19 protein-coding genes, 1 tRNA gene and 3 pseudogenes are annotated in these 19,748 nt (G+C 56.6%); 11 read left to right on the forward strand and 12 right to left on the reverse strand.

The genetic code is table 11. The annotated features are described in order from the left end of the window. Positions 1-822: 822 nt before the first annotated feature. The 3 genes from LJU29_RS09955 to LJU29_RS09965 all read right to left on the reverse strand — a co-directional run bounded on the left by LJU29_RS09955 (position 823) and on the right by LJU29_RS09965 (position 3,479). Entirely contained in the window at positions 823-2,196 is a 1,374-nt protein-coding gene (locus LJU29_RS09955) for a transposase (RefSeq protein WP_257112201.1), read from the reverse strand. Positions 2,197-2,322: 126 nt separating this feature from the next. Then, positions 2,323-2,559, reverse strand: a complete 237-nt coding sequence (locus LJU29_RS09960; RefSeq protein WP_096128316.1) for a hypothetical protein — start codon at positions 2,557-2,559, stop codon at positions 2,323-2,325. Between the two features lie 305 nt (positions 2,560-2,864). Next, the gene (locus LJU29_RS09965) at positions 2,865-3,479 is read right to left on the reverse strand and encodes a DUF4279 domain-containing protein (RefSeq protein WP_257112203.1); all 615 of its coding nucleotides are present in this window, start codon (positions 3,477-3,479) and stop codon (positions 2,865-2,867) included. Between LJU29_RS09965 and LJU29_RS09970 the strand changes: the two genes are divergently transcribed. Together LJU29_RS09970 and LJU29_RS09975 are read left to right on the forward strand one after the other, a co-directional pair. Then, on the forward strand, positions 3,463-3,795 hold the full coding sequence (locus LJU29_RS09970) for a hypothetical protein (RefSeq protein ID WP_044317586.1): 333 nt from the start codon (positions 3,463-3,465) through the stop codon (positions 3,793-3,795). The genes LJU29_RS09965 and LJU29_RS09970 overlap by 17 nt on opposite strands. Before the next feature lie 357 nt (positions 3,796-4,152). Continuing rightward, positions 4,153-4,401 (forward strand): hypothetical protein, encoded by a 249-nt coding sequence (locus LJU29_RS09975; protein WP_005783010.1) that lies wholly within the window; start codon positions 4,153-4,155, stop codon positions 4,399-4,401. 34 nt (positions 4,402-4,435) lie between these two features. Here the strand turns inward: LJU29_RS09975 and deoC are convergent. Next, positions 4,436-5,115: pseudogene (deoC, locus tag LJU29_RS09980) on the reverse strand (deoxyribose-phosphate aldolase). Between the two features lie 102 nt (positions 5,116-5,217). Here deoC and deoR point away from each other — a divergent pair. After that, a complete protein-coding gene (gene deoR, locus LJU29_RS09985; RefSeq protein WP_004664542.1) occupies positions 5,218-5,988 on the forward strand; it encodes a DNA-binding transcriptional repressor DeoR in 771 nt (256 codons plus the stop codon). A gap of 5 nt (positions 5,989-5,993) precedes the next feature. Here the strand turns inward: deoR and LJU29_RS09990 are convergent, their stop codons facing one another. From LJU29_RS09990 to rbsK, 3 genes and pseudogenes are all read right to left on the reverse strand, one after another. After that, the gene (locus LJU29_RS09990) at positions 5,994-7,061 is read right to left on the reverse strand and encodes an aldose 1-epimerase family protein (protein WP_257112205.1); all 1,068 of its coding nucleotides are present in this window, start codon (positions 7,059-7,061) and stop codon (positions 5,994-5,996) included. Further along, positions 7,058-8,389, reverse strand: a pseudogene (gene fucP / locus LJU29_RS09995) (L-fucose:H+ symporter permease). Before fucP ends, LJU29_RS09990 begins: the two are co-directional and overlap by 4 nt. 29 nt (positions 8,390-8,418) lie before the next feature. Further along, entirely contained in the window at positions 8,419-9,345 is a 927-nt protein-coding gene (gene rbsK / locus LJU29_RS10000) for a ribokinase (RefSeq protein ID WP_257112206.1), read from the reverse strand. Between the two features lie 503 nt (positions 9,346-9,848). On the opposite strand from rbsK, the gene LJU29_RS29990 reads away from it, so the two are divergent. The 7 genes and pseudogenes from LJU29_RS29990 (at position 9,849) to LJU29_RS10030 (ending at position 13,935) form a co-directional block, all read left to right on the forward strand. Further along, positions 9,849-10,019 (forward strand): YjaZ family protein, encoded by a 171-nt coding sequence (locus LJU29_RS29990; RefSeq protein ID WP_490166900.1) that lies wholly within the window; start codon positions 9,849-9,851, stop codon positions 10,017-10,019. A gap of 158 nt (positions 10,020-10,177) precedes the next feature. After that, positions 10,178-11,158 (forward strand): IS5-like element ISPsy2 family transposase, encoded by a 981-nt coding sequence (locus LJU29_RS10005; RefSeq protein ID WP_257112708.1) that lies wholly within the window; start codon positions 10,178-10,180, stop codon positions 11,156-11,158. Positions 11,159-11,422: 264 nt separating this feature from the next. Next, complete coding sequence (locus LJU29_RS10010; RefSeq protein WP_257112207.1) at positions 11,423-11,608, forward strand: hypothetical protein; 186 nt, start codon at positions 11,423-11,425, stop codon at positions 11,606-11,608. A gap of 96 nt (positions 11,609-11,704) precedes the next feature. After that, positions 11,705-11,933: pseudogene (locus tag LJU29_RS10015) on the forward strand (IS3 family transposase); the annotation flags it as partial. 646 nt (positions 11,934-12,579) lie between these two features. After that, positions 12,580-13,080 (forward strand): Hcp family type VI secretion system effector, encoded by a 501-nt coding sequence (locus tag LJU29_RS10020; protein ID WP_257112208.1) that lies wholly within the window; start codon positions 12,580-12,582, stop codon positions 13,078-13,080. A 29-nt stretch (positions 13,081-13,109) separates the two neighbouring features. After that, on the forward strand, positions 13,110-13,505 hold the full coding sequence (locus LJU29_RS10025) for a polymorphic toxin type 44 domain-containing protein (RefSeq protein ID WP_257112209.1): 396 nt from the start codon (positions 13,110-13,112) through the stop codon (positions 13,503-13,505). Next, positions 13,483-13,935: a hypothetical protein gene (locus tag LJU29_RS10030; RefSeq protein WP_057423536.1), complete on the forward strand. Its 453-nt coding sequence runs from the start codon at positions 13,483-13,485 to the stop codon at positions 13,933-13,935. The genes LJU29_RS10025 and LJU29_RS10030 overlap by 23 nt, the downstream gene beginning before the upstream one ends. Before the next feature lie 117 nt (positions 13,936-14,052). Here the strand turns inward: LJU29_RS10030 and LJU29_RS10035 are convergent, their stop codons facing one another. The 3 genes from LJU29_RS10035 to LJU29_RS10045 all read right to left on the reverse strand — a co-directional run bounded on the left by LJU29_RS10035 (position 14,053) and on the right by LJU29_RS10045 (position 15,699). Beyond that, positions 14,053-14,451 (reverse strand): hypothetical protein, encoded by a 399-nt coding sequence (locus LJU29_RS10035; protein ID WP_257112210.1) that lies wholly within the window; start codon positions 14,449-14,451, stop codon positions 14,053-14,055. Positions 14,452-14,681: 230 nt separating this feature from the next. After that, positions 14,682-14,771: transfer RNA gene (locus tag LJU29_RS10040), tRNA-Ser, on the reverse strand. 178 nt (positions 14,772-14,949) lie between these two features. Beyond that, on the reverse strand, positions 14,950-15,699 hold the full coding sequence (locus tag LJU29_RS10045; RefSeq protein WP_005744370.1) for a 3-oxoacyl-ACP reductase family protein: 750 nt from the start codon (positions 15,697-15,699) through the stop codon (positions 14,950-14,952). A 114-nt stretch (positions 15,700-15,813) separates the two neighbouring features. Between LJU29_RS10045 and LJU29_RS10050 the strand changes: the two genes are divergently transcribed. Continuing rightward, positions 15,814-16,380 carry a cysteine hydrolase family protein gene (locus LJU29_RS10050; protein WP_054996723.1) on the forward strand — a complete coding sequence of 189 codons (567 nt, stop codon included), beginning with the start codon at positions 15,814-15,816 and terminating at the stop codon, positions 16,378-16,380. Positions 16,381-16,392: 12 nt separating this feature from the next. Here the strand turns inward: LJU29_RS10050 and LJU29_RS10055 are convergent, their stop codons facing one another. After that, a complete protein-coding gene (locus LJU29_RS10055; RefSeq protein WP_257112211.1) occupies positions 16,393-19,137 on the reverse strand; it encodes a DEAD/DEAH box helicase in 2,745 nt (914 codons plus the stop codon). A 75-nt stretch (positions 19,138-19,212) separates the two neighbouring features. Further along, entirely contained in the window at positions 19,213-19,737 is a 525-nt protein-coding gene (locus LJU29_RS10060; RefSeq protein WP_004659810.1) for a CsiV family protein, read from the reverse strand. Positions 19,738-19,748 lie beyond the last annotated feature (11 nt).

Genomic DNA, 19,748 nt, shown 5'->3' on the forward strand with positions numbered 1-19,748 from the left:
TGCATTCAGATAGTCGTATCGTTTCCAGGCTTATCGTGGGCATCCGGCCATGTGGCGTCTGATAGCTGCTTTTTTAAACGTCAGAAAGCGCAAAGCCCCTGAATTACTTTTAGAGTTCGGGGGCTTTGCGTTGTATCGATATGACGGTGAAGGAGGGGGCCCAAGTAATCGTCAATGGTGTGGTGCGATACCGGGGCGTCTATCCTCGCGAGTCCATCACTAGGACAATGACTTGATGCTTTCCCGAGAAACGAACCTTGAGTCGGGCCTGAGGTTGATTCCCTCTCGTAAGAAAAGCCGCGGTGCTCCCGGTTTGAATACACAATATGATGCACAAGCACCGGTGCCCGATGACAGGAGTTGTATCTGCACATGGATTCTCAAAAATGATGGGAACCGCAATCACGGCGCCAGCAAGCCATGTCCCACCTTTTACCTAAGTTCATACAGCCGCACAGGCGTTGCTATTTAGTGAGCTACGCTGGGAGAGTTTCGAAAGGCTCAGCCGCATGGGTCTAGAAAAGTCCTGTGCGGCGCTCTTCGCCGGCGGCTGGTTGGCGAGGAATGATTCTACATCGCCGTGTAATGTCTAGGGATTGCGTCGGGTCGCAGGCGTTTCCGCTTGGGCTTGAATCTGCCGGTGGCGCCCGACCGCTATCGGCCGATACTGTTGAAAAAGTCGATTTTTCAGGAAACGTGACGTTGAGCTTGGCCTCATCAAAGAACCTATTCACCACTGTTAAATGGCTTTTCGGTACTTCGTTGACCGTTGCTGCTTTGTCAGTGGGTTGATTTGAGGTTTTTTGCTTGAAGCAGGCGTACCTATCCTGTGGAGGGTGGCCCATGAGATGTAAGTTTGGCCAGTCGGCGCAGGTTTTGTACCGCAGCCGCTAACGTGAACTCATCGGTCGCGCCACTCATCCCTCGTAGTCGCAAGTGATCCAGTTTCAAGATGCGCTTGAGGTGGGCGAACAACATTTCGACCTTCTTGCGTTCGTGACGAGAGCGCACATATTCCGGCGTATTCGCGATTCGCCGAGCCACATCACGAGCCGTTTCATGAACGCTACGGGCGATCTTACGAACAGAAGTGTTCGGGCAGCACTTGGCCTTCACCGGACAGGTCGCGCAGTCTGGTTGTCTGGATCGGAAGATGATAGTGTTGGCTTTAGTGAGGTGCGAGCGTTCGTTCTTGAAGGCTCGCCAGTCGCTGCGCAGTACGTTGCCGGACGGGCAGCGATACTCTTGCGCCTCTTCATTCCAGTGAAAATCGTTGCTGGAGAAACTGTCGTTCTTGCGCTCGGTTTTATCCCACACCGGCACATGCGGCTCGATATCTTTCTCTTCCACCATCCAGGCCAACATCGGTGCTGTGCCGTAAGCGGTGTCGCCGATTAAGCGATCCGGTTTGATGCCGAACAAATCCTCGACTCGATCAATCATGGTTTTGGTGCTCTCGACCTCGGCGGTTCGATGAGCCGGTGTCGGTTCTACGTCCATGATCACGCCATGCTCGACATCAATCAGGTAGTTCGTGGAGTAGGCGAAAAACGCTGGGCCGCCCGGAGCGGCCGTCCAACGCGATAGAGGATCAGTCAGCGATAAGCGCTTGGGAAGTGCTTCAGCCAGCGCCTCTTCATCGAGTGCTTCGAGGTACTCACGTACGGCACGCGTACTGAGCGATGGGTCGCTCCAGTTGACCTCCTCATCACCAGGTACGCCGCGCTGCCGACTCGCATCTGCCTTGATGATGCTGGCGTCCACGGCAAAGCCTTCCCCCTTGACCAGACCTGCGTCCATGCAGCGACGCAGCACTTCATTAAACAGCCAGCGAAACAGATCGCTGTCCCGGAAACGGCCGTGTCGATTCTTGGAAAACGTCGAGTGATTAGGTACTTCATCCTCAAGGCTCAACCGGCAGAACCAGCGATACGCCAGGTTCAAATGGGCCTCTTCACACAAGCGCCGTTCGGAGCGAATGCCATAGCAATAGCCCACGACTAGCATGCGGATCATCAGCTCAGGATCAATCGAAGGACGCCCGATCGGGCTATAGAAATCGGCGAGGTAGTGGCGCAGGTCACTCAGATCGAGACATCGATCAATGCTGCGCAGCAGATGATTTGTTGGGATGTGGTCTTCAAGGTTGAACGAGTAAAACAGCCGCTCCTGCCCACTCGATAACTGTCCCATCATGCTGCGAATCCTCCCGCTGGCCGATGTGCAGATTGTCTTCCGCGTCCGCGGGAAGCGCTAATTTTTCCGACGCGCTGTGCTGTGTTTGAGCTAGGTTCACGCGGGCAGAGATCTGACCAAGGCTGGTCATTCCCAACCTAGTTTTCTGTAGGGGGTCATGTCTTGTTCAGGAAAGTCAGTCAGGTATTCACCCCACTGCATGTGCGCATAATATTTAGTCATCGCCTCGAAATGACTTTCAGCCTCGACCTCCCAAACAAGCTTTGCTTCTGAATGCATAAGCGCACGCGCACTATCACCGTGAGCACCAGCTAGGCAAAAGGTCTGACAACCATCAGGTTCCTGCCAAAGTTCGTGATTCATCTTCGAGTCTCAGTTTTCTAGGGTTGTCATGATGCCCCAAACTCTGACGGCATGCCGCGACTGGTCGATTCGCTACAAGAACTGAATCCGAATGCCGACTTTTTCAACAGAATCGGCCAGAAGTAGTCGTTCGAATTCGTCCGTTTCACTCCTTGCCTCGTGAACAAAGACCGTCGTGAACTCAGAAGGTAGCGCGACAGCTAGCCGGTGACAGGCTAGCTTCAGAGCTATCTGAGAAACCAGGAGTAAGGCGACGAAGCTTGAAGCACAGGCCAATTTTGCCCAATTGCTATGCTTCGAAGGCCCTAATTTCGATAGGTATCAATATCTATTGTCGCGCCTACGATGTGGATGAAATCAATGACTGGTAACCCAAAGCCTATGGCTGGCATGGGAGCTTCTTCATCTTGGTCAATCCACAGTACGGTCTGAAAAACGCACCTCAGATTAAACTTCTGTTTTGCCTCAACAATTTTTGCAGCAAATGGTGCTAGTCGGGTGACTAACGCTTCCGACATTTCGTATACGTCGATCAAATCGCTTTCTATCCTTCCGTTTGAGACTGACCAGCATGAGTTTCGACGCAGGGGCGCGTCAGGACTGCGCGGACCTTTCCGAAAAATCTCTGTCGCAGTTAGTCCTATGTACGCCGTCACTTCGTCTGGCTCAAAATTGTCGCCGTACATTGCGAAATATACTTCGCCGGTTGTCGTCATATAAATCCTCATCTCTGTAGTCAGCCGCTTCACGACGATGCCGAAGTGCTGCTTGCGCGAATTACCGTTTCGGGTTGATAGCCATCGGCCATGGATGACCGCTTTCGAACCATAGTAGCCGGCCGGCACCGGTAGCAACCGGTAGGCGGTTATACTAAGGCTCTTTTGTAAACCACCACGGATTGGAATGTTGACTACCCCCACCGACAAAATCGACCAGACGGAAGAAGAGCTAACCAGCTGTATCCATGACCTGTTTCTGAACAAGGAGTACGTCGAGTGGCGGAGGGCGCTGAGAGCGTTTTCAACCGGCGAGTGGCATCTACTAACGGCGAGCTTGGCGAAAAAGCATGTGCCCACTGAGGCATTTCTGGAATTCGGTCAGGAAATTTACCCGAATTTGGTATTTAGCTATATCGAAGCACCGGACCACGCCGAGTCGCAGATGCTAATGGTGCAATTTACGGTGCCTGGCAGTATGTGGCACTGCCTAGTGTGGCATTGCCCTGAACGCAATTGACGACCGAATGGCGAAATAGAGCCAGAATTTCAATGCGCTAATCGTCCGCAATTGGCCGATTACTGCATGTCGCGAGGGGCCACAAACGATCCAAAGCTGATATTGCCCGTAGCTGAAGTTTACCGGCCATGAGTCAGTATCGCAGTCATGGAATTGATATGGCCTTCCGGCTGATTGCTTTCTCGGTTTACAGCTTCCCTGAAGCCTCCCGGCGCAAGATAAATATGCAAATACCCTGAGTGTCGGGAGCGTGGTGCAAAGCCGAAATGACAGCTCATTCGCATCCCGCTCAAACCCGACTGAACTGTGAAGCCCCCACGGGGACTGAACCTAACACCCCTTTAAGGAGCCAGCCCCATGAACAGCGATCAACTCAATCAACACGACGCCGAGCGTCTTCACCAGCGAGTAGCGTCCGAACTGGGCATTACTGCCGAAGAGCTGACCACCTGGATGATCAACGATATCGAGCGCGTGACCGAGGGCGGCAAGGACGTCGGGCACATGGTGGTATTCCGTGAGTCGACCCCTGCGCAGGTTCTTGACAAGGTTCAGCACAAGCAAAGCCATTTCACGGCTATGACCGGCGTGATCGATCTGAGTTAAGTGCAGCGGGCTTTGATGTTCAAAGCCCGCAGACTCAATAGCCTGCCCCCGTACCTGCGCCTGTCACGATCGCAATCCCGGAACTGGTGCCCAGGCGTGTTGCGCCGGCTTCGATCATTGCTCTGGCCGTGGCCACGTCACGCACTCCGCCAGACGCCTTGACGCCGATATCGGGCCTACTACGCGGCGCATCAGTGCCACATCCTCAAGCGTCGCGCCACTGCGGCTGAAGCCGGTGGAGGTCTTGACGAATGCCACGCCCAGTTCGCGGCAGATCTCGCAGGCGCGCACCTTCTGCGCTTCATCGAGCAGGCAGGTTTCCAGGATCACTTTGAGCGGCACCTTGCCACAGGCCTGCAACACCGCGGCGATATCGTCGCGGACCTCATCGAACAGGCCGTCCTTGAGCCAGCCGATGTTCAGCACCATGTCGATTTCCTGCGCTCCAGCGGCGATCGTCAGGGCTGCTTCTGACGCTTTGCTGGCACTCAGCCCGGCGCCCAGCGGAAAGCCCACCACCGCGCAGACCTTTACGGCAGACCCGGCCAGTTGTCGAGCGGCAAAAGGCACCTGGCTGGAGTTCACACACACCGAGTAGAAGCCGTGTTCCCGGGCTTCGGCGCAAAGTGTGGCAATCTGCTCTCGGCTGGCATCCGCGGCCAGCAAGGTGTGATCGATGGCCTGGGCCAGTGCAGCGGGTTCGAGTGAATTCATCAAAGGATTCCTGTCATCATTAAAAACACTTGGGTGGATACCCGTAAGTTATAAAATTAACACTTGGTGTTACTCTAGCGACACCAACAACGGATTGCCGGGATGCCCGTGGACGTCAAGAAAACCGACCGCATCAAACAGATTCAACAGGCCCTCCAGGATCAGAAAGCCATCCATCTGCGGGAGATGGCGGCGCTGCTCGAGGTGTCCGAAATGACCTTGCGCCGCGACCTCAGCCGGCACCCCGGGCAGTTAAGGCTGCTGGGCGGCTACATCACCCGCGCCCACGATGATCCTGAACCGGGGGATTACCGGGTCAGCGAGCAGGGCACCCGCCATGTCGAGGAGAAGCGCCGCATCGGCAAGCTGGCCGCTGCTTTCATCAGTCCTGGCGACACGGTTTTTTTCGACTGTGGCACGACGATCCCTTTCGTGGTCGACTTCATCCCCGACGAGCTGGAGTTCACCGCGGTGTGCAACTCGCTCAACGTGCTGCTCAAGCTGCAGCAGAAACCCAACTGCAGCATTGTCCTGTGCGGCGGTGTATTCCACCGCAAGAACCAGGTGTTCGAGAGCCACGCCGAAACCAGCATCCTTGATGGCGTGCGCCTGACCTGGGCCTTTGTTTCGGCGGCCGGGGTCAGCCTGGACTGCGGCGTCACCTGCTTCAATTTTCACGAGGTGGAGGTCAAGCAGAAGGTCATGCGCCAGGCCCGGCAAAGTCTGCTGCTGGCCGATCATTCCAAATTCGACGCCGTACGCACCGCGCACTTCGGTGCCTTGAGCGACTTCCATTGCGTGGTCAGCGACAAGAAAATCCCGCGTAGCTACCGCGAGGCCATCGAGGCTGGCGGGGCGCAGCTTGTAATCTAAAGGCATCACGGTTGCAGCGCCCGGCGTTCGGCTGCGTTCAGGTAACCGGTGGTCACGCTGAACTCGACGCTGGCACCGGGCGCAAGGCTGCGCACGTTGCCTTTGGCGAGTTCAGCGCGGTAGCCCTCCGGTTCGCAGGTGGCGGGCAGGACGAAGGCCGCCACCTGCTGATCGGTGTTATGCAGGATCCAGCGCGCGGCATGTTCAAATTGTCGGGGGCTGTAGCGGGTGTAGAACGCTGCGCCGTCGGGATGATCAAGGAAGAAGTGCGCCTGTCCCTGGGCGTCGCTGCGCACGTCGTCGAAGAAGCAGACGATCTCTGGGTCATACAGCGCAGGCGAGTCGAGCACCTTAAGGCAAGTCGGGTCCTGGCTGAGTTCGGCGATGTAGGCGCTCCAGGCCGGCGTCGGCCGCACATGGGCCGGCACGCTGGCGCGCACCCGTGTGCGCTCGCAGCCCAGCGGCTGGTTGAGGAGGGCGTCGTCGACGTAGGCGTAGTTCATGTGCGCCATGTACATCAGGTCCATGGCCTTGCCGGCCAGATTGACCACCTGCATGCCGATCTCGAACAGCCCGCTGGCCGGGCGCAGGGTCACGCTCGGGCTGGCCCGGTAATGGTCGCCGAAGCCCTGCACGTATTCATAGGTGCCGCCGAGGCGCAGATAAGCGCCGTGCTCGTCTTCGCCTGCTTGCAGCCAGGCATCGTCCATCGGTGCGCAGGGCATTTCGCCGTGCAGCGCGTGATCATCCTCGGGCCCCGGGCAACCGTTGCGCAACAAGCCGCTGTGAAACATGAAGCAGCCGTAGGTGCCGATCACGCTGGCACTGGGCCGCGGCTGGGTGAACATATTGAGCATGGTCAAATCAACGCCGTCGAATTCGGCCGACCAGATCATTTGCCCTTGCCAAGGCAGGATTACCAGCTTGCCGCGGCTGTTTTCCAGTGACAGCGCCTTGACGCCGCTGGGGTAGGTCCAGGCACGCACGCTGAAATTCGCAGATTCGAGCAGCAGCCGGCTGGCCTGGTCCCAGAGCTGTGGGTAGAGCAGCAGGCGCAGCGCTTCGCTACTCATTGCGCAACCGCCGTGGCCGAGCCACCCAGTACCGGTTGCGGCTGACGCATGCAGTGCACTGCGTACATCACGATGACCACGAAGCACAGCAGCGGCACGCTATAGGCAATCTGCATGTTGCCGCCATTGGCATCGCTGAGCAGGCCCTAGAAGATCGGCATCACGCCACCGCCGACGATGCTCATCACCAGCAACGAGCCGCCGACACCGGTGTCCTCGCCGAGCCCGTCGATGGTCAGACCATAGATGGTCGGCCAGCAAGGCCCGAGAAACACACTGACCCCCACGGCGGCATATACTGCGGTGATGTTCGGCACCAGAATGGTGTAGGCCAGCAGCACGATGCACAGCACGCCATACACCGCGAGGACTTTGGCCGGGTGCATTTTGCGCATCAGCAGGTTGGCAATCATCTTGCCGATAAAATAGGCGGCAAAGGTCGTCAGCAGGAACCACGAGGCACTGCGCTCGTTCATGCCGCCCATTTGCATGGCCAGGCGAATAGTGAAGCTCCACACCCCGACCTGCGCGCCCACGTAGAGGAACTGCGCCAGTACACCGAAGCAGAAGCGCGGATTGCGTCGCAGACGGCCAAGGCTCTGGCCGATACTCGCCCGCGGTTCGCTGACGGTGCCGTTGCCCTTGCACGCGGGGAAGCGGGTGATGGCGATCAGAATGAACATCAATATGAGTACCGCGATCATCCATTTGTACGGCAGCAGGGTCGACTGGATCATTTGCAATTGCTGCGCCGCTGCCTCGCTGGCGCTCATCTGGGCCAACTGTTCGCTGGTGGCGTCGGTGTCCTTGAACATCACGAAGCTGCCGACGTATACCCCGGTCATGGCGCCGAACGGGTGGAAGGTCTGCGAGATGTTCAGGCGTCGTGTGCCGGTTTCACGCGGTCCCATCAGTGTCGAATAGGTGTTGCACGCGGTCTCGAGAAACGACAGGCCGGCGGCGATGACGAACAGCGCCATCAGGAACATGCCGTACTTGGCGGTCGATGCCGCCGGAAAGAACAGAGCGCAGCCGAACAGGTACAGCATCAGGCCGATGAGGATGGTGGTCTTGTAGCTGAAGCGGCGCACCACCAGTGCCGCCGGAATGGCGACGAAAAAGTAGCCCAGGTAGAACGCCGACTGGACGAAAGCGGTCTGGAAATCGCTGAGCATGAAGGCTTTCTTGAAGTGCGCGATCAGCACGTCGTTCATGCTCGCGGCCGCCGCCCAAAGGGCGAAGATGCTGCAGAGCAGGAGGAAGGCGAACCACGGCGTGCGATTCAGGTAGAACCCGTCCGGGGTTTGTTGCAGCGCAGGCTTATTCATTATTGTTCTCCGCGAGAGGCTGGTGAGTGTCAGTTGGCCGATGCATCGAGGAATCGCGCAAACGTGGACGCATCGGGGTAAGAAGATTGCGTGCCGAGGCCGGTGACCGAGCAGGCGGAGTAGGCCACCGCCTGCTGCATGGCCTGGCGAATATTGCCGTCCTGGCTCCAGTGCCGGGCGAAGCAGCCAATGAAGGCGTCACCTGCACCCGTGGTGTCGCGCGCCTGAACCTTGACCCCTGGCACCCGCCATTCGCCTTCGGCGCCGACGTACAGCGCCCCTTGTTCGCCCAGTGTGACGATGACGTGGCGTACGCCCAGCGCGACCAATTGCCGTGCCGCCTGAGCCGCTTCCTCGGCGCACGTGACCGGCTGGCCGCTGATCAGTGCCAGTTCGCTCTCGTTGGGGATCAGGAAATCCAGCTGCGCCAAGTGCTCGCGGCTCAGGCCCGCCAGGGCCGGGGCGGGGTTGAGCAGCACCGGGATGGCATGCCGGTGAGCGAAGGCGATGGCGTGGTAGACGGTCGCCAGCTCGACTTCCAGTTGCAGCACAATCAAAGCGCAATCGCGCAGCTGTGCCTCGGCGCGCTCGATATCGGCCGGGCTCAGGTGGGCATTGGCGCCTTTGACGATGAGTATGCTGTTGTGGGAGTTCTCCTGAACGAAGATCGGCGCCACGCCGCTAGACACGCCCGGCACCCGTTCGACAAAGCGCGTATCAATGCCCAGCCGTTGAAAATTGGCCAGGGTGGTATCGGCAAAAGCATCGTCGCCGACCTTGCTGAGCATCAGCACTTCGGCGCCCAGCAGCGCCGCAGCGGCGGCCTGATTGGCGCCCTTGCCGCCGCAGCCCATGGCAAAACGCGGTGCTTCGAGCGTTTCGCCCTGGGCGGGCATGCGTTCGATGTAAGTGATCAGGTCGACCATGTTGCTGCCGATGACTGCAATCTTGCTCATTGTTATTTTGACCTCACCAGCGCCGACGGAAGCTTCGGCGGCTTTTATTTTTGTTATTTAAATAACATTTTCTGTGAGGATTCAATCTTTATTTTTCGATGTGATCGTGCGCTATCAAAACGCCTGCAGGGCGTTTGGGTGGCCGTTCCGGATTGGAGAAAGGGGGTGTGCCGCGTGTGAGGCCTGCTGCTAAGCAATCGATCCCACGACCATTTTTTCAGGCCCAGAAACCACAAGACCCCTGAATTCTTCAACGAGTTCAGGGGTTTTGTGTGTTTCAAGTATGGCGGTGAAGCAGGGATTCGAACCTGCCCGATATAGGCCTCGGAAGGAAAGGGTGTCTAAATTAGTGCAAACTTGGACGTTTTAGTCGGTTGCACCTGAGCGCTTTTTAAGTCGTCAACAACTTCTTGGACACATCTGACCGACAGCTTTTGGTCGACTGTTTTGAACATGTCGTTTTTCTTCGAAATCGTCAGTAGGCTGGCCAGGAAACTTTGGTGGTGCACGTCACGTTTTCATATCACTGCTTTTCGCGCAAATACAGCGCGGAGAAACATTCTGCCGGCGAACCGATTATTGATCCGATCGGCCAGCGACCACGCATGTTCTGTCCGATCCGTTATCGGCTACCCAAGCAGCTGCCAACATTGATCCTTGGTCTGATTCACTGAAGTGCAAAGTGAGCCAGACCAAGGCGCTACGAAATTGGGCATACACCCTGCAAATCAACGATCCATCGGGGTGTAGTACGTCATCTTCTAGGGAAACTCTGAAAAAGACTTCCTAATTTGGCAAAATCTCCGGACACCAGTCGCCGAGCTTTTCGATGATGAAACAGATGACCTTCGCCGACGCCGAGTATGCCGGCAAGCGCAAGCAGACCCGTAAGGAATTGTTCCTGATCGAGATGGATCAGGTGGTGCCCTGGAAAGGTTTGATTGCCCTGATTGAGCCCTATTATCCAAAAGGAGAAGGTGGCCGGCCCGCCTACCCACTGATGGCGATGCTGCGTGTTCATCTGATGCAGAACTGGTTCGGCTACAGCGATCCGGCGATGGAAGAAGCGCTGTATGAGACGACCATCCTGCGTCAGTTTTCAGGCCTGAGCCTGGAGCGAATTCCAGACGAAACCACCATTCTCAACTTCCGTCGTCTGCTGGAAAAGCACGAGTTGGCGACCGGGATTCTCGGCGTAATTAATGGTTATCTGGGCGACCGTGGCTTGTCGTTGCGTCAAGGCACCATCGTCGATGCCACGCTGATTCACGCGCCCAGTTCGACCAAGAACAAGGATGGCAAACGCGATCCTGAGATGCATCAAACCAAGAAAGGTAACCAGTACTATTTCGGCGCCAAGGCTCACATCGGCGCCGACGACGAGTCAGGCCTGGTGCACAGCGTGGTAGTAACAGCGGCCAATGTGGCAGACGTCACGCAGGTTGCCAAACTGCTGCACGGCGAGGAAAACGTAGTCTGCGCCGACGCAGGTTACACCGGGGTCGAGAAGCGCGAAGAACACGCTGGGCGCAAGGTCATTTGGCAGATTGCCGCCCGCCGCAGCACTTACAAAAAGCACGGAAAACGCAGTATTTTGTACAAGGCGATCCGCAAAATCGAGAAGGCCAAGGCCCAGATTCGCGCCAAGGTCGAGCATCCGTTTCGGGTCATCAAACGCCAGTTTGGCTATGAAAAAGTGCGCTTTCGGGGCTTGGCCAAGAACACCGCGCAGATGGTGACGTTGTTCGCCCTGTCAAACCTGTGGATGGCCCGCCGACATTTGTTGGCGAGCGCAGGAGAGGTGCGCGTGTAATGCAGGAAATGGTTACCGCAAAAGGCTTTGCAGCGGCCGAAAGAGCTAAAAAGCGAAGATAATTGAGCAAATTTCGACATGCATCGTTTTTTGAAAAGTGCTGAGGACTCGGTAGCCGGAAAACATCCGGCTACTTCAGACCTTCCTTAGGGCCGCGGCAGTGTACCTTGAGTGCCGACAATAAAGCGTTAAAGTCGGTAGGGTATTGTGACGTTCATGCAGCCTTTACAGGCTCGCATTACCTGCTAAAACTATGGAGTATTTATGAAAGACAATATGAAGAAAGTGCGTTCGCGAAATATTGGAATCGCCTTGGCGCTCGCATTGGGCGTTGCATTCAGCGGCACTGCAAGTGCGTTTACATTTGAACACGGGTGGAGTTGCCAGAATAAATGGTATCAAAGGGGACTTATTGAACTGATTTCGTGCGGCGGTGGCGGCGAAGGTTGAGTTTTTTACGATACACGCTATATGCGGTAAAAATAACATGTGCTTCAAGCCTGTGCATGCCTGTGAAGATGCGGTCACACGGTCGCATTTTCACGCCGCATCATCGTGTCGATGATGCTGGAAGACGGCGAGCAAATTGGACGGTTCAAGGTGCGAGGCCTGATGCGGGAACTGGAGTTGGTCAGCGAACAGCCTGAATCACACGCCTACAAACCAGCGACGGTTGAGCGGTCTTATATTCCGAACATCTTGAGTCGAGAGTTTGATGTGCCGGTGCCGAATCGGGTCTGGTGACATCACCTACATCTGGGCTCAAGGGAAGTGGCTGTCGTTGTGGATCTCTTAATATTAGAAATAATTGCCGAGTAGTCATTTTCTGGAGATATCAAGTCATAACCGATTAAAAAAACGCCCATCGAACTCTCCTTGGGAGGCTAAATGCCACCGGCTGGAGAGCCGTAGCCTACGTCCTTGGCATTGCCACCCTTAATTTCTGCTCTGTCCCAACAGATTTCCGGGGTCGTCCTTACGTAACGCTGCAAGGTGGAGTCAATCAATTCATGGAACCCCAGTTTTCATTTGAAGATGCAAAAGACCCTACTATAGCTCAGTTGCAAAAGGGTAGTCGCATTACTCTGGCCTGCACCGGCAGGGGCGACATTGCCAAGACGCCTATTTCTGAAGACTGCCAGTTCGTACGCTGAACAATCTGAATCTGAATCGGGATCGGAAGCACCGCACTATCATTAAGCTGTGCTCGACTGCCCCCCCCCCCCGTGCGCTCGGTTTAGCAGCGCTGAAGCTGACCCGACCCCAACGATATTTCCAGTCAGCACAGTCAATCGCCGTCGAATGTAGCGCGAGCATGCAGCATGGGAATTGGAAAACAGGGAAAACGACCTCCCTGTTCCGTCAGCGCGGGAATCTTAGTATCATGCTAACCCTTGCGAAAACCTTAAAAGGAATTAAGTATGTCATTTGAAGCCTACCTACAAATCGAAGGCATCCCCGGAGAAACGCTCTCCGAAGGTTACGAAAACTGGATTGAGCTACAGGATTTCGACCTCTCGGCCAGTCAGACAGCGTCCGCTACAGCTACGTCCGCTGGCGGTGCAACTTCTGGTCGCGCTTACTTAAGTGATTTACTTGTCCGCAAGCCTGTAGATAATGCTACACCCAAACTTCATGAGGCTTGCTGTAGTGGCAAGCATTTTAAGCAGGTGTCGGTTCATATATTTAGGGCTGGCGATCCGAAAGTTAAATACCTTGAGATAGTGCTTGAGGAAGTTATAGTTAGCTCTTTCGCTTTAACGGGCAATGGCGATCAGTCTAATGCGTTTCCGAGTGAGCTGATTGCGTTAAATTATGGCCGCATCAAATTAATCTACTCCAAGCAAAGTCGGAAGACTGGGCAAAGCGCAGGGCAAATTGCGGGTGGCTGGGATGCCATCAGCAATAAAATTTACGCCTGATCCTGTGCGCGTTTGGAAGAGAGCAAGCCATGAGCAATGAAATGCCAGAAGCGATACCTCCCGGCGTTAGTGTCGATGTGCACATGAAGCTTGCGAACGATCAGTGGAAGAAGGACCCCGCTGTCGGTGCATTCATGAGTTGGTTTTATTACAAAGTACGTAATCATGGTCCATGGGACTATAAGCAGCAGAATCATGCGTGGGAAGATTTCGGCAATTTTCACTACGGTGCCGTGGGCAGGGCTGGTCAGCTGCCTGATCAGATTCTGCTGAGGGCTGCGGGGTTTGCTCAGAAGCGTTCAGGCACACAGAGCACCAAGGTGGATTGGGGGAAGTGGTACTGGCGTGCGCCGTATGGCGATGATCCAACTGACCAATATTGGATAGAACAAGGTATTGAATATGCAAAGTCAAAAGGATACTAAGTCGCGCAATGTGTACAAGATTCTGTTCTGGTGCCTGTTAGGTCTTTTAGTTATTGATTACTTTCTTGACTCGGTGGTCGGTGGTATTGCAGATGCTGATGAGCTTGTTATTAAGCAGGAGGTTAAGGGCGGGGCGTGGGTATACGTAACTCGCTACGGTGCACCTGCTACTGATTTGGATACTCTGAGATTCTACATCGACAATCAGATTCAAGGAACCGATCAGGAGATTTTAAAGCAGTTAAACAAACAGGCTTCTTTTATGATTACGGACAGTAGTGTGCAAGATGTCGTAATTCGCGATACTCAGAATGGAGTGGGTATTGATGTAAAAGGCGCTGTTTACAATTATTACAGCAAGCAGTACACCGACGGCGAAAAGTTTAAAAGTTACCGCGTCAGCTTGAATCAGCAAGATGAGCGACGCTGAGTGAAAACCCTCTAATGCTTTTGTCTTTCTACATCTGTCTTATTGAATATCGGTCTTACTACCGGTCGAATTCCGTCTACCCCGGATAGACGATTTCCGACCATGGCGAGATCGAATTTAGGCTACATCTCTCATCCATTCCGGCTGATCTTCGAAGTGTTCGTCGTACGCGATAACGCTGGGCGCCGGTGCAATCTGCGCCGCTTTTGGCAAGGGAGCAGGGGTGTACTCAGGCACACGTTCGCCTCCAGGGTTTGACGTGACCGCTACAGGCTTGGGGATGGCCTCCAGCGGCGACATGGACGCCAGAATAAGGTCGCGAGTGATCGTCATCGAGTTGGAATAGACGCAGCCATGAATACGGCGCTTCTCGATGGTCAGGTATCCATGCTCACGCAATTTCTTGATGAGCGCCTTTGCAACAGTAAGGCTGCAAGCACACGCGCTGGCGATGTGGTTCTGATTGTCGAACCACAGCTTGCCTTCGCCGGTGAAGTAGTCGTGCCGATCTTTCATGAGCACCCACAGAATCTTGTCCTGTGCAGAAAGTGCGACGGGCTGGCGAGTAGTCAGACTGAGAAGCTGGCGGGGTTGGAGAAGGGTGTGCGGGCGTCGAGAATGTATGCACATCCCCAGCCATCGGAGGAGGGGAAGCGCTGACCGGCGAGAACTTGCAGCACTGTGAGTAGTGCAAACAAAAAACCCCGTGAACTCTAAACAACTGAATTCACAGGGTTTTCTTAATATGGCGGTGAAGGAGGGATTCGAACCCTCGATACAATTTCTTGTATACACACTTTCCAGGCGTGCTCCTTAAGCCACTCGGACACCTCACCGTATCTCGACGACAACGTTGTGTCTGTCGAGGCGCGCTAATGTAGTCGAAACCTTTTCCTAACGCAAAACTTTTTTTCAGATTTTTCATGCGGTTAAGCAAATAAACGCTTATGCGCCACTGAAAAGCCCGAGAAGGCGGTGCGGCGCTAAGGCGCACCGCCGCTCGTCTCGTGAAGTTCAGGCGCTGAAGCCGCCGTCGATGGTCAGGCTGGCGCCGGTTATGTAGCCGGCTTCCGGGCCTGCCAGGTAGGCGACGAAGCTGGCGATTTCTTCGCTTGTGCCGTAGCGGGGCAGGGCCATCAGTGCTTTCAGGGTTTCGGCGAATTCGCCCTGTGCCGGGTTCATGTCGGTATCCACCGGGCCGGGCTGGACGTTGTTGACGGTGATACCTTGCGGGCCGAGGTCGCGGGCCATGCCTTTGGTCAGGCCGATCAGCGCCGATTTGCTCATGGCGTACGTGGCACCGCCCGCAAAGGGCATGCGGTCGGCGTTGGTGCTGCCAATGTTGATGATGCGGCCGCCTTCTTCCATGTGCCGAGCGGCTTCCTGGCTGGCGATGAACACGCTACGCACGTTGATCGCCAGGGTTTTGTCGAAGTCCTGCATGCTGAATTCATTGAGCGGCGCAATGGCCAGAATGCCGGCGTTGTTGACCAGAATGTCCAGCCTGCCAAGGGTTTCAGCGGTGGTCTGCACGGCCTGGCGAATTGCCTTCTCATCGGCACTGTCTGCGCGAATGGCCAGTGCCCGACCACCATTGGCGACGATGCTGTCCTGAATCTCCAGAGCGTTGACCTCGGAGCTGACGTAGGTAAACGCCACGGCGGCGCCTTCTTTGGCTAGTCGCTGGACAATGGCTGCACCGATGCCTCGGGAGCCGCCCTGCACTAGTGCTACTTTGCCAGCGAGTTTAAGGTGTTCGATCATGATGTTCTCCTTGGAGGGCGGGTCTCGGACAAGCCTGAGCCTGTCGACGATTGCGACCAGAATAGACCTTGATTGCGATAGTCTTGCTGAACCAAAAGTTCGGACTGATTCATCATGGATATTCAAGGCAACAGCGCGCTGATCCTGATTGACATGCAGCAGGGGATCAATCATCCCAGGCTGGGGCGGCGTAACAATCCGCAAGCCGAGGCGAATATAGGCGCGCTGCTGGGTGCCTGGCGACAATCCGGGCGTCCGGTGATTCACGTTCGGCATTTCTCGACGTCGCCGCAATCAGTGTTCTGGCCGGAGCAGTCGGGGGTCGAGTACCAGTCAGCGTTCTTGCCGCACGCCGATGAGCGGGAGTTGAGCAAGCAGGTGCCTGACGCGTTTTGCGGGTCGTTTCTGGAGATGTGGTTACGCTCGGACGGGATCGGGCAGGTGGTGATTGTCGGTGTGATTACCAACAATTCCGTCGAGTCCACCGCGCGCAGTGGAGGCAATCTTGGCTTTGACGTGATGGTGGCGCATGACGCCTGCTTTACCTTCGATCAAGCAGACTTCTTCGGCAAGCCGCGCAGTGCCGAAGACGTGCACGCGATGTCGCTGGCCAACCTGCACGGTGAATACGCTACGGTCTTGTCCACGGCGCAGATCCTTAAGCATATTGCTGTCGAATAGCGCCGGACGGGTTTACTTGCGGGTTTTCTTCGGGGCTGCGGGAAGCGGGGCGAACAGGGCCTGCAGGTCTTCGTCGCGCAGTTTCCAGTCGCCGGTTGTGCGGCCATCAAGCACACCGGCTGCCAGCGCTGACTTTTCCCGTTGCAGGCGCTGGATTTTCTCTTCCACGGTGCCGCGCGCGATCATCTTGTAGACGAACACCGGCTTGTCCTGACCGATACGATAAGCACGGTCGGTCGCTTGATTCTCCGCTGCCGGGTTCCACCACGGGTCATAGTGGATCACGGTATCGGCGGCAGTCAGGTTGAGGCCGGTGCCGCCTGCTTTCAGGCTGATCAGGAAGATCGGCAGCTTGCCGCTCTGGAAGTCATGAATCGGCGTGCGCCGATCCCGGGTCGAGCCGGTCAGCAGTGCGTAAGCGATGCCGCGTTGCTTGAGCTCTTCTTCGATCAGGCTCAGCATCGAAGTGAACTGCGAAAACAACAGGATCTTGCGGCCTTCGGCCAGCAGCTCTTCGAACATCTCCATCAGGCTGTTGAGCTTGCCTGACGTGCCTTGTTTGCTGTTGACCGGCATGTCCTGATTGACCAGACGCAGGTCACAGCACACCTGGCGCAGCTTGAGCAGCGCTTCGAGAATGATGATCTGGCTGCGTGCCACGCCTTTGCGGGTGATTTCGTCCCTGACCTTCTTGTCCATCGCCAGGCGTACGGTTTCGTACACGTCGCGCTGGGCATCGTTAAGGTCGACCCAGTGGATGATCTCGGTCTTGGGTGGCAGCTCGGTGGCCACTTGCTCCTTGGTACGACGCAGCAGAAACGGCTTGATACGCGCATTGAGGTGGTGGAGGCGGTCCTGGTTGCCATGCTTTTCGATGGCAGTGCGGTAATTGCTGTTGAATTCCTTGCTGTTGCCCAGCCAGCCGGGCATCAGGAAGTGGAACAGTGACCACAGCTCGCCCAGGTGGTTTTCCAGTGGCGTACCGCTCAGGCACAGGCGCTGACGTGCGTTGAGGTTGCGTGCGGCCTGGGCGGCCTTGCTGTTGGGGTTCTTGATGTACTGCGCTTCATCGAGAATCAGCACGTGGAAGGGCTGTTTTTCGAGCAGTTCCAGGTCCCGTGGCAGCAATGCGTAAGTGGTCAGGATCAGGTCGTAATCCTGCAGGTTGCCAGCGTCTTGATGACGATTGGCGCCATACAGGGCCAGTACCTTGAGGTCCGGGGTGAAGTGCTCGGCTTCATCCAGCCAGTTGGGAATCAGACTGGTGGGCATGACGGCCAGCGCGGGTCGGTCGAGGCGTCCGGCCTGTTTTTCCATCAGCAGGTGAGCCAGGGTCTGCAGCGTTTTGCCCAGCCCCATGTCATCAGCCAGCACGCCGCCGACTTCCAGCTCGCGCAGCGACTGCATCCAGCTCAGGCCTTCCAGCTGATAAGGACGCAGCGTGGCATTCAAGCCATCGGGCAGGCTGACCGGCGCGTCCTTGATGTTGATCAGGCGTTCGGCAAAGTGACGCAGGCGGTCGCCGCCCTGCCAGGTCAGCGGCAGGTCTTCGAGCTGGGTAAAGCGCGCCGCATCGGCTTTACTCATGCGCAGCGCGTTGTTGCCCTCCTGACGCCAGTAGAAGTCCCCCAGCGTCGCCAGTACCGGCTTGAGTCGGCCATAGGGCAGGGCGATCTGTACCGGGCTGCCGCCGCTCTGGGTGAAGTGGTTGAGCTGCACCAGCAGTTGTTCTTCGTCGCCGCGCTTGGCCACGGCCGACGGGCTCATCAGTTCTGGATGGCTGCGGATCAGGTTGATCAGAATCGGCAGCAGGCTCAGGCGTTCGCCGTTGACGATGATGCCCAGTTCCAGGTCGAACCAGTCGCGCTCGTTCTCTTCGTCGATGACCGCGTACCAGTCTTCCACCGGCGTGACGTCGAAACCGAACTCGTCCTGAATGTCGATTTCCCAGCCTTGCTCGCGCAGTCGCGGCAGGTCATCGAGGACAAAGTGCAGCCAGGCCTTGTCGTTGGGCAGTTCGTACATGTCGCCGGCGCTGTCGGGCAACGCCTTGCTTTGCCGGGTGGCGACCTTGAAGCCCAGGTCGGCCAGTTCCTGACGCAACTGCCGCTCCCGTTCGCCCTGACGACGGATACGCAGGGTTTCGGTATCGGTGTGTTCGATGATGTCGCTTTTCTGATTCACCAGGTCGCTGCCCAGTGAACTGACCAGAATGCTGACGTTGGTGGTGCCGACCGCGTAATGCTTGCCGTAGGCAAAGGCGAGCGCGGCACGGTGCTGAATGTGCCGCTGCATGCGCCCGTTGCGCGGCTCGTAGGCACTGAACTCGATGCTGGCCAGAATCAGCCTAGGCCGTGGCTGCAGGTCATCGATCAGGCGCTCCGGCAGCCTGGGTTTTTGCTCTACGGGCTTTTCCGGCTCTTGCTGGTGCGAGGCCAGTGCGGCCTGCAGCAACGGACGGTTTTGCGGGTCCTGCAGAAACAGCAGGGCAGCCACGCAATGTTTGCAATCGTTGCGAACCGGGCAGGTGCATTTGCAGGTCAGGTAATTCTTGTAGCGATCGGGGTCCTTGAACAGCAGGGTCTGGGTATAGATTTCCAGGCCCGAGCCCCGACAGGCGGTGCGGATGATCTGCGGGCTGGAGTCTTCCAGCACGATGCGTTTTTGCCGGGCGTAGTCGCGCCCTCGCTCAAGCGTTCGCTCGTGGAATAGGTCTGTCCAGGCCGCAGCCAGGACTTTTTCGAGAATGGACGACAAGTTTTAAAAAGCCCTACGCCGCAGCGATGCTCAAAAAGAAAGGGGGCGCCTTGGCGTCCCTTGCGTACGTAAAGATCAAAGAGGAGAAACTTTGATCAGCAACGCGAGGTTGCCATTGTCCAGATAGGTCAGCTCACCGTTTTTTACCCTGGCGGTCTGCTTCAATCGTTCACTGCTGATGACCACGCCATGCGGGTCCAGCTGGTTGACCCAGAATTGTGCACCAATATCGGTAAAACGTGCCATCGCCAGACTCACGGTGCCCTCGATAGGGAAGTGCCCAAGCCGCTCGTCACCACTGGTGACGGCAACCTTGCCCGGCTCGGTGCCGATGCTCTGCTGCCAGGCGCGCTGCATCAGCACCTGGTAATTGCCACTGCCCTGCAGTTTGCTGGCCAGATCATTGAGGGCGGGGCTTCGTTCATCGGTCGCGGCGATCTTCTGCGCGTCCTTGTCCCAGTTTTCCGGGACAAGCTGACGGGTCGAGGCGGGTTCGCCGTTCTGGCGAAACAGCAGAATCTCGACCTGATACAAGCCGTCGGCGAACGCGGTCGGCGCGATCAGCGTCAGCAGCAGGATCAATGAACGAAACAGACGCATGCGTGAATCCT

The sequence above is a fragment of the Pseudomonas ficuserectae genome (assembly GCF_024584585.1).
Taxonomy (GTDB): domain Bacteria; phylum Pseudomonadota; class Gammaproteobacteria; order Pseudomonadales; family Pseudomonadaceae; genus Aquipseudomonas; species Aquipseudomonas amygdali.

Coding starts and splice junctions, on each gene's coding strand:
- LJU29_RS10035 (WP_257112210.1), bottom strand. CDS start 14,451: ATGAAAGATCGGCACGACTACTTCACCGGCGAAGGCAAGCTGTGGTTC.
- LJU29_RS09970 (WP_044317586.1), top strand. CDS start 3,463: ATGTTGACTACCCCCACCGACAAAATCGACCAGACGGAAGAAGAGCTA.
- LJU29_RS09955 (WP_257112201.1), bottom strand. CDS start 2,196: ATGATGGGACAGTTATCGAGTGGGCAGGAGCGGCTGTTTTACTCGTTC.
- LJU29_RS10060 (WP_004659810.1), bottom strand. CDS start 19,737: ATGCGTCTGTTTCGTTCATTGATCCTGCTGCTGACGCTGATCGCGCCG.
- rbsK (WP_257112206.1), bottom strand. CDS start 9,345: ATGAGCAAGATTGCAGTCATCGGCAGCAACATGGTCGACCTGATCACT.
- LJU29_RS10010 (WP_257112207.1), top strand. CDS start 11,423: ATGAAAGACAATATGAAGAAAGTGCGTTCGCGAAATATTGGAATCGCC.
- LJU29_RS10005 (WP_257112708.1), top strand. CDS start 10,178: ATGAAACAGATGACCTTCGCCGACGCCGAGTATGCCGGCAAGCGCAAG.
- LJU29_RS10025 (WP_257112209.1), top strand. CDS start 13,110: ATGAGCAATGAAATGCCAGAAGCGATACCTCCCGGCGTTAGTGTCGAT.
- LJU29_RS09960 (WP_096128316.1), bottom strand. CDS start 2,559: ATGAATCACGAACTTTGGCAGGAACCTGATGGTTGTCAGACCTTTTGC.
- LJU29_RS10050 (WP_054996723.1), top strand. CDS start 15,814: ATGGATATTCAAGGCAACAGCGCGCTGATCCTGATTGACATGCAGCAG.
- LJU29_RS09990 (WP_257112205.1), bottom strand. CDS start 7,061: ATGAGTAGCGAAGCGCTGCGCCTGCTGCTCTACCCACAGCTCTGGGAC.
- LJU29_RS09975 (WP_005783010.1), top strand. CDS start 4,153: ATGAACAGCGATCAACTCAATCAACACGACGCCGAGCGTCTTCACCAG.
- deoR (WP_004664542.1), top strand. CDS start 5,218: ATGCCCGTGGACGTCAAGAAAACCGACCGCATCAAACAGATTCAACAG.
- LJU29_RS10045 (WP_005744370.1), bottom strand. CDS start 15,699: ATGATCGAACACCTTAAACTCGCTGGCAAAGTAGCACTAGTGCAGGGC.
- LJU29_RS10020 (WP_257112208.1), top strand. CDS start 12,580: ATGTCATTTGAAGCCTACCTACAAATCGAAGGCATCCCCGGAGAAACG.
- LJU29_RS10030 (WP_057423536.1), top strand. CDS start 13,483: ATGCAAAGTCAAAAGGATACTAAGTCGCGCAATGTGTACAAGATTCTG.